This is a genomic window from Paenibacillus harenae (assembly GCF_030812415.1).
GTDB lineage: Bacteria > Bacillota > Bacilli > Paenibacillales > Paenibacillaceae > Pristimantibacillus > Pristimantibacillus harenae_A.
The window spans coordinates 885,234-898,422 of the sequence record NZ_JAUSST010000003.1 but is presented as its reverse complement, the minus strand read 5'-3'; the positions used below and the strand labels follow the sequence as shown (position 1 = coordinate 898,422).

Sequence of the window (13,189 nt, the reverse complement as noted above, 5' to 3'; positions counted from 1 at the left end):
ATAACGAATAATGTTCCAACGAGCGGGTAATAAACGGTTAAAATCAACTAGGAGCACTGCACTTCTTATCGTTCGGGCGGCAACGGAATATACGTCCCTACGCTCGACTCCAGCAGAGTTTACACACGGAACAGTTTAAATGCCTGCTGCTGCACCAACGATAACACTTAGAACCGTCCTCATCGTGCTTGCCAACCCAATTTTGCGATTCTTACGGAAAACCAGAACAGGAATAAGGCGATTACCGGATGAAGCAGCCCCGCGCCCGGCAGATTGGCCGTCATATATTGGATGAAAATGATAGCGTAAAGCCCGAACGACTGCCAACGCAGCGGAACGGGAAGCTTCGCGGCGAACGAGAAGATCAGCATCAAGAAAGGCAAAAACTCAAAAAAACGAACGAATATAACGTGACTGCTCCAATGTTCGGGATTCGCGAATACGGCCATGCCCGCCAACATCGTCTGAACGACGACGCACGCAACGTAAAGCCAAGCCAGCACGACAAATGCGGCTTGCGCAAAGCCCCTTCCTCTGTATGAGGGATTTCTATTTTCCATAATAACTTTAGCCTCCGTCGTTGAAGTTGCTTACTTGGTCTATACTAACAGCAACTTGTTGCGAACTTATGACGGAGTTATTCGGGTTCCGTGAACTTTGGCACGGCTGCCCCCGGAACGTGTATAATGTGAGCTATTATAGGATTACAGGTAAGGTGGGGACCAACTATATGCCGCAAAAACTGCTGCTCGTCGACGACGAGCGTAAAGTACTTGATTTCATGGAGCCGTTCTTGCGCCAGGAAGGCTATCAGACGATAACCGCGGTTACGGGACCCGAAGCGCTGGCCAAAGCGAAGGAGCAGCAGCCGGCGCTCGTCGTGCTGGACTGGATGCTGCCGGAAATGAGCGGCATCGACGTATGTAGGGAGCTTCGCAAAATAAGCCGAATGGGCATCATAATGGTAACCGCGAGAACCGACGAGGTCGATAAAATAATCGGCCTCGAGGTTGGCGCGGACGATTATATGACGAAGCCTTTCTCCTTGCGCGAGCTGGCGGCGCGGATTCGTTCCGTGCTGCGCCGTCTAGATGAACGCGAAATGTCCGCCGAGCCGATCACACGGGGTGAACTTGTCTTGTCCGAAGCGCATCGGCAAGCTTGGTTTCGCGCCAAGGAGCTTACGCTCACGCCAACCGAATTCAAGCTGTTGCACACTTTGGCCGCGAAGCCCGGTATCGTGTACAGCCGGCTGCAGCTGCTGCAGTCCGCGCTGGAGGACGATTATTTGAACGACGAACGAACCGTTGACGCGCATATTAGCCGCATTCGCAAGAAGCTGGAGGAAGATCCGGCCAACCCGCGTTACGTGCAGACGGTTTACGGCTTCGGGTACCGCTTCGGTGATCGCGTATGAGCGTGAGAATGAAGCTTTTCCTTGTCATGGCTTCCTTCATCGCGGTCATGTGCGTCGTCTTCGCCGTTACCGCCCAGTTCGTCGTCCGCGACATGCTGACGGTCATGGTCAACGAAGCGGGCAAATCCAAGACGGAAGCAATCGCCGCCTCGCTTCTCCAAATGTACGATCTTAACGGCCGTACTTGGGAAGGCCTTGAACGAGCCGAAGCAAGCAAGCTTCTCGAGCCCGGCGACACGGAAGCCGGAATCAAGGTTATAGCAACAGATCATAAAGAAATATTCGCGGCAGGCAGCTCCAACGCTCCTACGTTCAACTATTTCCATATCAAAACCGCTATCCAATCCGGCGATGCCACGATCGCGTGGTTGTATTACACGGATTCGGATATCGCCTTCGTGGCGAAACTGCGAATCGGCATTCTCGATATGCTGAACATTCTCCTTATCGCCGGCGCCATAATCTTTATCGTACTCGCATCGGTTGTAGCCTATTGGCTGTCGAAGCGGTTGACCCTGCCGCTGCGCAGCCTGATCGATGCGATCGACCGTCTAGGCAAAGGAGAAGCCGTCACAGTTGCTAACGTCTCTTCGAAAGACGAATACGGGAAAGTCGCGTTCGCGTTCAATCAGATGTCTTCCGACATTAAGCAAGCCGAGGATAACCGCAAACGTCTCGTAGCGGATATCGCCCACGAACTTCGTACGCCGCTTACGATTGTGCAAGGCAAGCTTGATCTGATTCAGCAGCAAGGTCAAACGATCGAACCGCAAGCGCTGCTCCCGCTCCAGGATGAGCTTATCCGGATTACGCGCCTAATCGACGATCTGCACCAGCTGTCGCTCGCGGAAGCCCGCAAGCTTCCGGTCCATAAGAAGGTTGTCGCCATCGACCAATTATTGCAGCGGACGATCGAGAGAATAAAGCCCGATGCGGAGCAGAACGCGGTTCGGCTTGCATGGCGCTGCGATGCGGACCGTACGGAAGTCGTCGTCGATCCGAACCGCATGGCGCAGGTGTTCGTCAACCTGCTCGTCAATGCGATTCGCTATACGGATAAGGGAGGGACGGTAACGATAGCGGTCAGCGAGGAAAAAGGCAAGTCAAAAGAGCTTGATCGTCTGTTGATTACGATTGAGGATACAGGGATCGGAATCAGCGAAGAGCATTTGCCGTTTTTGTTCGAACGGTTCTACCGTACGGATGAAGCGCGCTCCCGATCCGAGGGAGGAATGGGTCTGGGACTGGCGATTGCCAAGCAATTCGTGATTGCTAACGGCGGAACGATCGAAGCAGACAGCAAAACCGGCGTCGGAACGAGCTTCCGCATCAGGCTTCCGTATGCCTCTCCACGCCCCTCAACTGACATTTATTTGTCTATTGACAAATAAATATATTTGTGGTATAATAATAAGTTATCCTCTTTACGTAATTCATTCTTCCTGATAAGATGTTGTTTGCATTCGTTATTAGACTTCACTATGCTCTTCAACATCCGATTAGGGAGGTTTTTGCATGCAACAAAATAACGGGATACAACTACTAACCATTTCGGCCGAAATGATGGGTAAGACGGAAACGATCTATCCAACTGTCCTTTGGGACGAAGAAAATGTCCTATTGATCGATGCCGGTTACCCTGGGCAGCTCCCCTTGCTCAAGGTTGAATTGGAACGCTTCGGCATCCCCTTCGATAAGGTGAACCGCATTATCGTGACGCATCAGGATCTTGATCACATCGGCGGCTTGCCTACGATAACGGCTGCATTGCCTCGCAAGCCCGAGATCTATGCCTCAGCCCTGGAAATACCGTACATTCAAGGCGAACGCCGCCTCCTTAAAATAACCGATGCCGCGATCGAGCTCGCCGTCGGCTCGCTTCCCCCGGAGGTCCCGGCAGAGTGGCGAGCCGCGTTCCGGAGAACGCTCGAGCATCCGCCTTCGGCTCCCGTCGATTCCGTGCTGGAATATGGAACGTTGCTTCCCTACAGCGGCGGCATCGACGTAATCGGCACGCACGGTCATACGCCCGGCCATATCAGCCTCTATCATCGCCCAAGTAAGACGCTGATCGCAGCCGACGCGTTGAGAGTCGTCGACGGGCAGCTTCAGCTTCCCGATCCGGATCTTTGCTCGGACTTTCGGCAGGCCTGCCTTTCGATAGCGGCATTGATCCCCTTCGATATCGAGACCGTCATTTGTTATCATGGCGGCATTTTCGCAGAACTTGCCAACGAACGAATCCGTCAGCTGGCCTGCGAAGCGGAAGCGATTATTCAAAGTTCGCTAAACGCGAGTGATTTTGAAAATGCAGCATCACGTCCATAATCCGTTCTCTTCCGGCAGGCGACCAGCTCATTCCGATCCAATTCGGAACGAGCCGCGCCTGCTTCTTTTGGACCGCTTGAATGGCATTCCAGGCGATCGACTTCTGCATATGCAGGAATTTCTCTTCTTCCTCCGGCAGCGTTATATGATTATGGATGAACAGATGATCGGAATCGAGCACGGGCAAGCTGTTCAGCTCATATTCGCCGTTTCTATCGTGAAGGGGAACGAAGCTGCCGGGCTTTAATCCGAGATCGGAATAAAGCAATTGATTAATCATATACAGCTTTCCCTTCATTGTATATGACTGATTTTATCCTCTTCATGCACCTATTTTGTTCTCGCATGGCCGAATCTGTCTTTTTACAAACAAAGAGATCATCCCCTGCGTCTCATTAGACGTCGGGGATGACCCCATCTTAAACTTCGCGCCGCCTTATAAGCGGCTATGTGGATTTTCGCATCAACTCTATGCTTCTATGAGCTGTACAACGCCTATTGGGTAAAAATTCATGCATAAATCCAATATAGAAAAGGAACGGCTCTTTTTTCATCAAAAGTTAGTGTCAATTTCCAATATAGCTCGCCTATAAGAGAATCACGCGCCTTACAAAAAGAGTGCGCACGCTGACCAAGTCCTCGTTCTATCCCTTTATCCGGGTATGCCTCGTCATTCCTGTACGCCGAGCTTGCGCAATCGATTCCGTTCGTCGCTTAAGCCCAGCTTCGCGAGCGTTCTCATGCAAAACAATAACATTTTACGGTCTTCGGGAATGATTTTCTTATATTGAAGATTGCGAATGCTGGCAAGCTTCGTCTCCGCATCGGCTTCATCAAAAGCATGTTCCGGCAGCTCCGGACATTCCGGCGCTTCCGCAACCATTCGCGGCTCACCCTCTCTAGGCGAGTCGGACATCGCCATAACGCCTACCGAATCCAACGTATGCAGCCGCACGCGTGCAGCCCGTTCCGCCTTCACCTCGTCGATATGCGAGGCTAGATCGTCAATAGCCTCGATCCCGAAGAATTGCTTAAGGCGGCTGACCGCCTTTCGCTGCGCGTCATCCGGCTCCTTACGCTCCCGTCGTTTAACGTCGGCCAAATAAGCTTCACCCGATCCATAGTTGTTATAGAGCACGCTGCGGTCCGTACTTACAATGCGGAGAAACTCCATTATGTTTCTAGCGACGATCCATATCTCGTTGTCGAAATCCATAGGCGAGACGGCGGCGATATAGGCGTTCTCCAAATCGTCAACCGTGCCGAAATCGGTAACGAAGCAGAAATGGATGCCGTCCATCCCCGGACTGGCAAACGGGATAAAATCCGGCGGCGTGCAATGGTAGCGAAAGTCCTGCTTCTGCATGAGCAGACCTAGCTTGAAATCCATATCGCTTCCAAGCTCATGCTCGAGCTCATAAAGCCGGATTACAGACTGCGGCACGTCGTATTTGCCATATTGGTCATGTTCCTTGGGAGGTGAAGCGGGAACCGGCTTGTCGCTCTCGCGGATCCGTCCGAATTGTACTTTGGACGGCAGTTGAAGATGATTTACGTTCGCATACGATTGCGAAATATTAGGCACATACTCCCGGGTCATCTGGACGCCCTTCATCACCTGGTACAACGTTTGAAGCTTGGACTCCTCCCAACCTAGCAGCCCCGCCTCCGTAAGCTCTTCTTGCCAATCAAACTGAATTTCCAGCATATTTTCAATCTGATTGCGGTGTTTTCCGGTGAGCAGGCCGATCTCCTTCATAATCAGAGCGATGGCCGATTGTTTGTCCATTCGCATAACCTCCTCGCTATAGTCCTACCTGCTGCTCGCTCCATGTCCAGAACTTCGAGGCAAGCTCCGAATCGGCGGCTCGCTTCGATACTTGTGCAGGCTTGCGATCGATGAAATACAATCCCGTCGACGCTCCTCCTTCCTCGCATGAAGCCAAATATATCGCGGTATCCGCTCCCTTAAGCGGCGAACGGAAGAACGGTTTCAGCATACGAAGCACCGACTTGCCGAAGCCCGTATTTCGATCTACGCCGATATTCGTGCCGACCGCCCCGGGATGCACGCTGTTGACCGTCACCTTCGTGCCGGCAAGCCGCTTCGCCAGCTCCTTCGTGAACAAAATATTGGCTAGCTTCGACTGGGCGTACCCCTTAGCCACATTGTAGCCTTTCGTTAAGAAGGGATCGTTAAAGTGAATATGGCCGGCCTTATGCGCACCCGAAGATACGTTAACGATTCGGCCTTGCGGCGCAGCCCTCAGCATTTCCAGCAGCTCATGGGTAAGCAGAAAATGACCCAAATGGTTGACGCCTATCATCGACTCGAAGCCGTCTTTCGTCGTCGCGCGTGTAAGCGATATGACACCTGCATTGTTCACAAGCACATCCAATCGGTCATATTGCTCCTTGTAGGCTTCAGCGAAGCTGCGGATGCTTGCCAAGCTGCCGAGGTCGCATAACATCAGCTCAATTGCCGCTCTCCCGCTCGCGGCCCTTGCCTGCCCCAGCGCCTGCCTGCCCCGCTCCTCGCTGCGGCAAGCCATAACCACTTTAGCGCCCAGCTTCGCGAGCTGGATTGTCGTCGCGAGCCCCATACCGGAATTCGCTCCGGTTACGATGACCGTTTTTCCGTCCATATTGCCCATGCAAGATGCCTCCCTACTCTTTTACCTAAATCTTACCATTATCGATCAACCGTTGTCTCATCTATTCGCTAAATGCTCTAAGACAGGAACACTGAGCTCCGCAGCTTCCAAACGAAAAGGCGCCGGATCGTTCGCTATTACGATGCGAATCATCCGGCGCGACTCTTGCTCACATAAATTTCCCGAAATTTTTAATGACGACTTCCGTACTGCATCTGACTTCTATGTTCGGATATAGTTCATCCCAATTCGTGCTTTTCCATTCCGTGTAGCTCATGCTGTTTCTGACATGCTTCCCGATGCCTATGCTGTCTGCCTTATGCCGCTGCATGGCGTCAATCATCTTCTGCGCGTTCGACGTTAAATACTCGGCGATTCGCTTCTCCAGCTTATGTCGGTCTTCCTCTTCTCCGATCTTCAGATCGCCCACATATTCCAGGACAGAGCCCTTGACAAGCATTCGGATTTGAACGCTTAACCCGCCGTTTTCCCCACGATTGACCTTTATTTTCCGGCTGCTGACCATAGAACTGAACAATAACTTCTCCTTGCCATATCCCAATGAATTCAAATTGATGCTCATTTCCCCCCGCTTGAAGTTTTGGCGCAAAATCGCGAATATAAGCGAATCGTCAGGATCGATTCGGGCGACATACCGGTCTCCCTGGAACAAGGCAATGCCGTCAATCGTAATATCCTTTCCCTTTTCCCTTATAATCGGTGCCACGGCGTCGATTCCATCGTCATAATAATCCCGTGTAAAATCGTAAAGCGTGACGTTTGGAATCATCATTGCCTCCGCTTCCTTATCCAACATTCGGTCGATGTACTGCCCTGGCCTCGGATGTTCCGCATAACGTTTATTAAGCAAATGCTGCACGTTTCCGTTGACAACCGTAATTTTCACTCGCTGGGATATGGCAGGATCGCGTACGAAGGTATCGATATGCTCGCCAATCCCCTTCCTGGCAAGAGCGGCGCCGAACAGCGTACTGCGGAGCTGCCCGCTCACTAAAGAAAGCTCGGTTTGCCTCGATAATTCGATTCTCGCTTCCTTGCTCGTAGCTACGACTGCCGTCATTGTTTCCCTTTTGATCTTTCCTTCCGGATCGGCTTTCGGTACGGCAATCGTTACTCTGAGCTTATCCGGTTCACCGCTGTTCTCCGCCGGTACGAGTTCGTATCCCGCGGTATGGATGAACCCCAGTCTCTCCAGTATTTTTTCGTCTCCGCAGCCTGAAAGAACGAGGAGTGCGGCAAACAACTGCAGCAGCAATGCCTTCTTGCGCAAGGGGATCATTGCCTTGCTCTCTTGTTCACTAGCAGGATGGCGATGAGCATGAGAGGTAAACCGAAGGCGATGACCGTATCGGTGTATCCCAAATATTGAAGCCACTCTCCTATCTCTGGTATCGTGTCCGGTATCCATGCAATAAAAAAAACCGCCATGATGATCAAAATTACGATAACCTTTACTTTCGCTTTCGGAATCATCCGTTTCACTATTTCTTGAGACGCCCATATATACATCGCAATCGTTGAGACCGTCGTAAACAAGAAGAACGCGAACAGCAGGTTGTCGATGCGCTCGATGAACGGCAGCTTGATATAGGACAATAGATCGAGCATCGGGTAAACCATCAACTTCAACTGTTCGAAGCTGTAAAAGCCGAAGCAGATGAAGCAAATAATTATATACGTTAACGTTGTGAGCAAATTGCCGATTTGGACCGCGCGCATAAATTTTTTGCCTTTTTCAACGTACGGAAACAATAGCAAACTTAGCTCGTATCCAATAAAGGACGTAAACACGCTCATACTTCCTTCCACGAAATGCGTCTCTCCGGAAAAAAAGAAAGGAGTCATTCGCGCCCATTCGAAATCTTTAAAATAAAAAAATAAAATCAAATACATCCAAGATGTCACCCAGTAAAAGCTCGTAAGCGCCTTCGATATGTTATAGATCCCTTTAATGACGAGAAAATAAACAAGAATATCAACCATAATCTTCAAAAGCATGACATGCGTCGTATTGAACGAAATCATTTGGAAAATGGATACGTAGTTTTTGGCGACAATGCATCCCGTAACGGCCCATATGCAAGCGATAAACGAATACAGCGGATATAAAACAAACTTGGGCAAGGACATCTCCATAATCTGAAAGATCGATTTTCCCTTACCCAAGCGGTAAACGAGCGAAATAATGAAAATGTTCAACGCCGCAATGCCGGAGAGGCCGATTAATGCCATCCATCCGTTGTACCCGAAATTTTCCGCAAGAATGCGGGGCAAGCTCAGCATGACGACTCCGGTCTGCGTCATATAGGTAAGTATCGTCACGTGGAAAGGATACAGCTTTTCCTTGGCCAACTCCCTTTTTCCCCCTATTGCTTCATCTTATTTCTTCGCATATTCGGCGATTTTGACATGGATGGCCGCTCCTTCAACCATGCGAAGGGCGAACGGATGAATACGTCCCGCCAATCCTTCACGTTCATGGGTGCTATCGGCGTTAGATAGGAAGCCTTCAAGCTCGTTAAGCCTGCCAAATGGATAATGACCATGACTATGCCCATCATCAGCCCAAGATTTCCCAGTACACTGGCTAGGATTATCAAACCGAATCGAATGAGACGAATGGATGCGCTCATCACATAGCTCGGTATAACGAAGGAAGCAATCGCCGATGAAGCTACCGCGATAATTAAGATGTTGCTTGTCAGTCCCGCTTGAACAGCCGCTTGGCCGATAACGATACCGCCGACGATACCGATCGTCTGACCGATCTTGGTCGGGAGTCTCGCTCCCGCTTCCCTTAGCAGCTCGATGGTCGCTTCGAGAAGAAGCGCTTCGTATATGGGCGGAAAAGGTACGCGGGATCGCGATTCCGTCAGTGTTAGCAGCAAATCCTCAGGAATCATTTCGTAATGAAACGTCGTTACGGAGACATACATCGCCGTGAAGGTGACCGTAATTATAAATGCTATGAATCTTAATAGCCTTGTTGCTGTTCCCAACATCCAGCGCTGGTAGTAATCGTCCGGCGATGAGAAAAACTCGAAGAAAGATGCAGGCGCGGAAATAACGGAAGGACTTCCGTCGACCACCACGATGATCCGGCCGGCCACAAGTCTCGATACGGCCGCATCGACCCTCTCCGTTGTAGGAATTAGCGGGAATATCGAATTCGGAAAATCGTCGATATATTGCACAAGCATATTGCCGTCCAATACCGAATCGATTTCGATCTTCTCAATGCGGGATTGCAGCTCGTTGACATACTCCATATTAGCCAAATCATCCAAATAGAGTACATATACTCTCGTTTTCGTCACTTCTCCGACTTCAAGCAAGATTGATTTCAAATGCGAGCTTTTGACCCTTCTCCTAATAAGGGACATGTTGATTTCCGCAACCTCGTTGAAGGAATCGTGGGGTCCGGTAATGATTGCCTCTGTCTCGGATTGCTGAATAGAGCGTGCTTCAGGCTTCGATACGTAGACCACATAACTGCGGTCGTTGTGGAAGATGGCAACCGCTCCTTCCAATATGGCCTTAATAAACGGCTTGTTTGTATTCATTTCTTCATACTGGGAACGATTAAGCAGCCGTTTGACGTCATCGCCGTTGGCATCCATGAAGGGGATTGCAACATCCCTCGTGAATTGATCGCTCCCGACCAAATGCTCGAAGAAAACCATGTCTATTCCCGTTTCAGGCAATGTACGATGCAAGATGTCCGCACAATCCTTAAACTCTTCCAATGTGTGCTGAAGAGTAGGCTTCATATTGTCCATGTTGTCCTCGGATTTGGATAAAGCCATAGGTCGTCGCCTCCCGCCTATAAAACGGATTCATACGTTAATCTGAGCTTTCGGCAGGATATTTATACCAAGGCAAATAACCGCACGGAGCATGCCAGCTGCCCCGTACGGTTATGGTTGTGAATATTAAGCGGTTGCTCCGCGCAGCATGCTCTTCATGTAGCTGCCGCAAGCAAAGAGGAAATAAATACTCTGCATCGCAATGTAAATGCCGATAACAACGAAAGAATAGATCCAATTGGACGATTCCATCAAGTTGTCCAGCGCCATCATCGCGAATAGCGTATGGACAATGCCGACGACGCATGGCACGAAGAAAACGATGCCGATCTGCGTCACTACGATTTTGCGGATTTCCCCCCTTGTCATCCCGATCCGCGACAACGATTTGAATTGGGCTTGATCCTCCTGCAATTCCGTGAACAGCTTGAAGTAGATCATGCTGCCCGATGCGATAAAGAAGAGCAGCGCAATGAATATGCCGATGAATACGGTAAGCGATATCTCTTCCGCTGAACTCGCATAACGAATCGAACGTTTGAAGTCGGTCCCTGGAAGCAGCTCCTTCGGCACAAGCTGTTGCAGCTTCGTGGCCGTCTCGCCCGCTTTCTTCCAATTGCTTAGTTCAAATGCATAAGCGACAAGCAGCTTGTCTTCCGGTATGCCGGACAGAAGCCGGGCGAACGACAGATCATCCATCACCAATGTGACATAATTGAAATCGGTCGTATTAATCACCGCGGCATTTATTGCTTCCGACATTTCGAAGCTGCGATGAACGCCGTTCAGCTTTCCTTCCACCGTTCCGCTGCCGAACGGGTTATCGCCGTAGATCGGAACGGACACTTTCACCGTCCCCTCCTGCAACGTTTGTATGGGCTCCCCTAAGCTTGAAGCCAGCTTATTGTAATCGCCCAGGCTCATAATTAGGGCGCTGCTCCAATCGTAGCTCCGTTCGACCTCGCCCGACTTGATGACGGGGTCGCTCAGCTTCACGCCAGTGAACTTCGCTTCGCGCGTCACCTTGAAGCCGTCTTCCTGGATGATCCTCTCCATCTGTTTCGGATCGATGACTTTATGACTATTCAAGCCTTCTTCGATATACACGATCGAATACGGCGAACGCTTCACCATTTCTTCCGTCGAACCGATTTGCAAAATATAGACAGCGCCCAGCGCCGTCATAATAACCGCGCTTAACAGCGATACCGTAAACAAGATGCGGGCGTTATCCTTTATTTTATAGCCTAGCTGCGAATATACGATCATATTCGTTCGCTTGTAATAGACGCCGCGACGCTTCTGAATGAAACGAAGAAACAGGACGCTAAGCTGCGTGAACAGAAAATACGTGCCGATGACGACCGTAACAAGGACGATAAGCGGACTCGTCAGTCCCTCGGAGTTCTCCGGAGTCATCGAAAGCGCGACACCATAAGACGTAGCTAGACATACGATTGCAAGCGCGACGAGCCATATGGAATACACTAGCTGTCCCTTCGGCTTACGCGCTGCATTAAGCAAATCGATAATCTCATTACGTCCGATTCGAAGCGCCGTCCATAGGGAGATGACCATGAATAGAAGGAAGAATCCGCCTCCAGTCAACCAGACGGCCTTGAGCGGTACGGCGAACGGGATGGTTTCGTCCATATCGAGAAGGACGCCAAGCGCCATGAAGAACAGCTTGCTGAACAACATCCCGAGTCCGATGCCCACGGCAATCGCGAGCACCGCAATTGCTGTATTTTCGTAGATGACAAGCCGTCTAAGCTGAGCCTTCGTCATGCCGAATAAGGAGAATAAGCCGAACTCCTGCTTTCTCGTCTTCAGGAACGCGGAGTTGGAATAGAGTACGAACAGGAATGAGAAGATGACGATCAAGTATTCGCAGAATACCATCCCTCTGCGTACTTTCGTTGCCGCCATGATATTTCCGTTAACGACATCCGGATGCGCAAGAAAAGCTGCATAGATGTAGAAGATCAGAACGGAAAATACGCTGCTAAGGAAAAACGCGCTGTAGGATCGCCAATTGCCTCTAATATTGCTAAGCGCGAGCGAACGGAACGTCATCGAAGTTACCTCCCAGCACGCTGAGCGCTTCTAATATTTGTTGGAAGAACGCTTGGCGATTCGCTCCCCTTCTAATCTCGGAGAAGAACTTGCCGTCCTTGATGAATACGATGCGCTGGCAGTAGCTTGCCGAGAACGGATCATGCGTCACCATTAGAATCGTAGCTTTATAGCGCTCGTTCATATCCTTCAGCGCGTCCATGACATCCTTCGCCGCCTTGGAGTCGAGGTTTCCCGTCAATTCATCGGCAAGCACAAGCGACGGCTGATGAATGATAGCGCGCGCAATGGCGGCACGCTGCTTCTGCCCGCCGGAAACCTCGTAGGTCCGCTTCTCCAATATCGGTGCGATCTGTAGAAATTCCGCGATCGGAGCAAGCTTCTGCTCGATGATTCTCGGGGCCATCCCCTCAAGAACGAGCGGCAATATGATGTTTTCCTTGATAGACAATGTATCGAGCAGATTGAAGTCTTGAAAGACGAAGCCAAGCTCGCGGCGGCGGAACAGCGCCAGCTTCTTCTCGATAAGCTTGCTCGGATTAACGCCGTTGATCTCGATCTGCCCGGAGGTCGGGCGGTCGATCGTAGCGAGCAAGTTCAGCAGCGTCGTCTTGCCGCTGCCCGAAGGGCCCATGACGCCTACGAATTCTCCCGCTTCGACCTGCAGCTCGATATCCTCCAGCGCTTTGTATGCCACGTTTCCTTTGCTGCTGTATATTTTGCCAAGCCCTTGTGCCTTTAGTACGCTCATGCCATGTTCCTCCCAGAACGATTATTTTCATTTGCATACAACAAGTATAGCTGCCGGGAGAACGCTGACCCATCGATTTACCTTTCAATCCGACCTTGCATACCTTACAAAAATGTCAGGTTTGGCGGCGTCTACA

General features: G+C 50.7%; 12 protein-coding genes. 3 read left to right on the top strand and 9 right to left on the bottom strand.

From position 1 onward, the window contains the following. Positions 1-179: 179 nt before the first annotated feature. Complete coding sequence (locus tag J2T14_RS14190; RefSeq protein WP_307471720.1) at positions 180-560, bottom strand: DUF6220 domain-containing protein; 381 nt, start codon at positions 558-560, stop codon at positions 180-182. Between the two features lie 170 nt (positions 561-730). Between J2T14_RS14190 and J2T14_RS14185 the strand changes: the two genes are divergently transcribed. From J2T14_RS14185 to J2T14_RS14175, 3 genes are all read left to right on the top strand, one after another. Further along, positions 731-1,417, top strand: a complete 687-nt coding sequence (locus tag J2T14_RS14185) for a response regulator (RefSeq protein ID WP_307471719.1) — start codon at positions 731-733, stop codon at positions 1,415-1,417. Then, positions 1,414-2,808, top strand: coding sequence for a sensor histidine kinase (locus J2T14_RS14180; RefSeq protein WP_307471717.1), 1,395 nt, complete (start codon positions 1,414-1,416; stop codon positions 2,806-2,808). Before J2T14_RS14185 ends, J2T14_RS14180 begins: the two co-directional genes overlap by 4 nt. Before the next feature lie 124 nt (positions 2,809-2,932). Next, positions 2,933-3,745, top strand: a complete 813-nt coding sequence (locus J2T14_RS14175; RefSeq protein ID WP_307471714.1) for an MBL fold metallo-hydrolase — start codon at positions 2,933-2,935, stop codon at positions 3,743-3,745. Here J2T14_RS14175 and J2T14_RS14170 read toward each other — a convergent pair. The 8 genes from J2T14_RS14170 to J2T14_RS14135 all read right to left on the bottom strand — a co-directional run bounded on the left by J2T14_RS14170 (position 3,690) and on the right by J2T14_RS14135 (position 13,053). Next, positions 3,690-4,025, bottom strand: coding sequence for a hypothetical protein (locus tag J2T14_RS14170; RefSeq protein WP_307471712.1), 336 nt, complete (start codon positions 4,023-4,025; stop codon positions 3,690-3,692). The two genes, J2T14_RS14175 and J2T14_RS14170, sit on opposite strands and share 56 nt — an antisense overlap. 390 nt (positions 4,026-4,415) lie before the next feature. Beyond that, positions 4,416-5,534 (bottom strand): hypothetical protein, encoded by a 1,119-nt coding sequence (locus J2T14_RS14165; RefSeq protein ID WP_307471710.1) that lies wholly within the window; start codon positions 5,532-5,534, stop codon positions 4,416-4,418. Positions 5,535-5,550: 16 nt separating this feature from the next. Continuing rightward, entirely contained in the window at positions 5,551-6,399 is an 849-nt protein-coding gene (locus J2T14_RS14160; protein WP_307471708.1) for an SDR family oxidoreductase, read from the bottom strand. 169 nt (positions 6,400-6,568) lie between these two features. Beyond that, a complete protein-coding gene (locus J2T14_RS14155) occupies positions 6,569-7,699 on the bottom strand; it encodes a Ger(x)C family spore germination protein (protein WP_307471706.1) in 1,131 nt (376 codons plus the stop codon). Beyond that, the gene (locus tag J2T14_RS14150; RefSeq protein ID WP_307471705.1) at positions 7,696-8,772 is read right to left on the bottom strand and encodes a GerAB/ArcD/ProY family transporter; all 1,077 of its coding nucleotides are present in this window, start codon (positions 8,770-8,772) and stop codon (positions 7,696-7,698) included. Before J2T14_RS14150 ends, J2T14_RS14155 begins: the two co-directional genes overlap by 4 nt. A 14-nt stretch (positions 8,773-8,786) precedes the next feature. Beyond that, entirely contained in the window at positions 8,787-10,226 is a 1,440-nt protein-coding gene (locus J2T14_RS14145; RefSeq protein ID WP_307206902.1) for a spore germination protein, read from the bottom strand. Positions 10,227-10,352: 126 nt separating this feature from the next. Then, positions 10,353-12,302 (bottom strand): ABC transporter permease, encoded by a 1,950-nt coding sequence (locus J2T14_RS14140; RefSeq protein ID WP_307471703.1) that lies wholly within the window; start codon positions 12,300-12,302, stop codon positions 10,353-10,355. Further along, positions 12,277-13,053: an ABC transporter ATP-binding protein gene (locus J2T14_RS14135; RefSeq protein WP_307206899.1), complete on the bottom strand. Its 777-nt coding sequence runs from the start codon at positions 13,051-13,053 to the stop codon at positions 12,277-12,279. The genes J2T14_RS14140 and J2T14_RS14135 overlap by 26 nt, the downstream gene beginning before the upstream one ends. Positions 13,054-13,189 lie beyond the last annotated feature (136 nt).

What these genes read in the sequence shown, in the direction of transcription:
- J2T14_RS14190 (WP_307471720.1), bottom strand. Translation starts at nt 560, where the DNA reads ATGGAAAATAGAAATCCCTCATACAGAGGAAGGGGCTTTGCGCAAGCC.
- J2T14_RS14185 (WP_307471719.1), top strand. Translation starts at nt 731, where the DNA reads ATGCCGCAAAAACTGCTGCTCGTCGACGACGAGCGTAAAGTACTTGAT.
- J2T14_RS14180 (WP_307471717.1), top strand. Translation starts at nt 1,414, where the DNA reads ATGAGCGTGAGAATGAAGCTTTTCCTTGTCATGGCTTCCTTCATCGCG.
- J2T14_RS14175 (WP_307471714.1), top strand. Translation starts at nt 2,933, where the DNA reads ATGCAACAAAATAACGGGATACAACTACTAACCATTTCGGCCGAAATG.
- J2T14_RS14170 (WP_307471712.1), bottom strand. Translation starts at nt 4,025, where the DNA reads ATGATTAATCAATTGCTTTATTCCGATCTCGGATTAAAGCCCGGCAGC.
- J2T14_RS14165 (WP_307471710.1), bottom strand. Translation starts at nt 5,534, where the DNA reads ATGGACAAACAATCGGCCATCGCTCTGATTATGAAGGAGATCGGCCTG.
- J2T14_RS14160 (WP_307471708.1), bottom strand. Translation starts at nt 6,399, where the DNA reads ATGGGCAATATGGACGGAAAAACGGTCATCGTAACCGGAGCGAATTCC.
- J2T14_RS14155 (WP_307471706.1), bottom strand. Translation starts at nt 7,699, where the DNA reads ATGATCCCCTTGCGCAAGAAGGCATTGCTGCTGCAGTTGTTTGCCGCA.
- J2T14_RS14145 (WP_307206902.1), bottom strand. Translation starts at nt 10,226, where the DNA reads ATGGCTTTATCCAAATCCGAGGACAACATGGACAATATGAAGCCTACT.
- J2T14_RS14140 (WP_307471703.1), bottom strand. Translation starts at nt 12,302, where the DNA reads ATGACGTTCCGTTCGCTCGCGCTTAGCAATATTAGAGGCAATTGGCGA.
- J2T14_RS14135 (WP_307206899.1), bottom strand. Translation starts at nt 13,053, where the DNA reads ATGAGCGTACTAAAGGCACAAGGGCTTGGCAAAATATACAGCAGCAAA.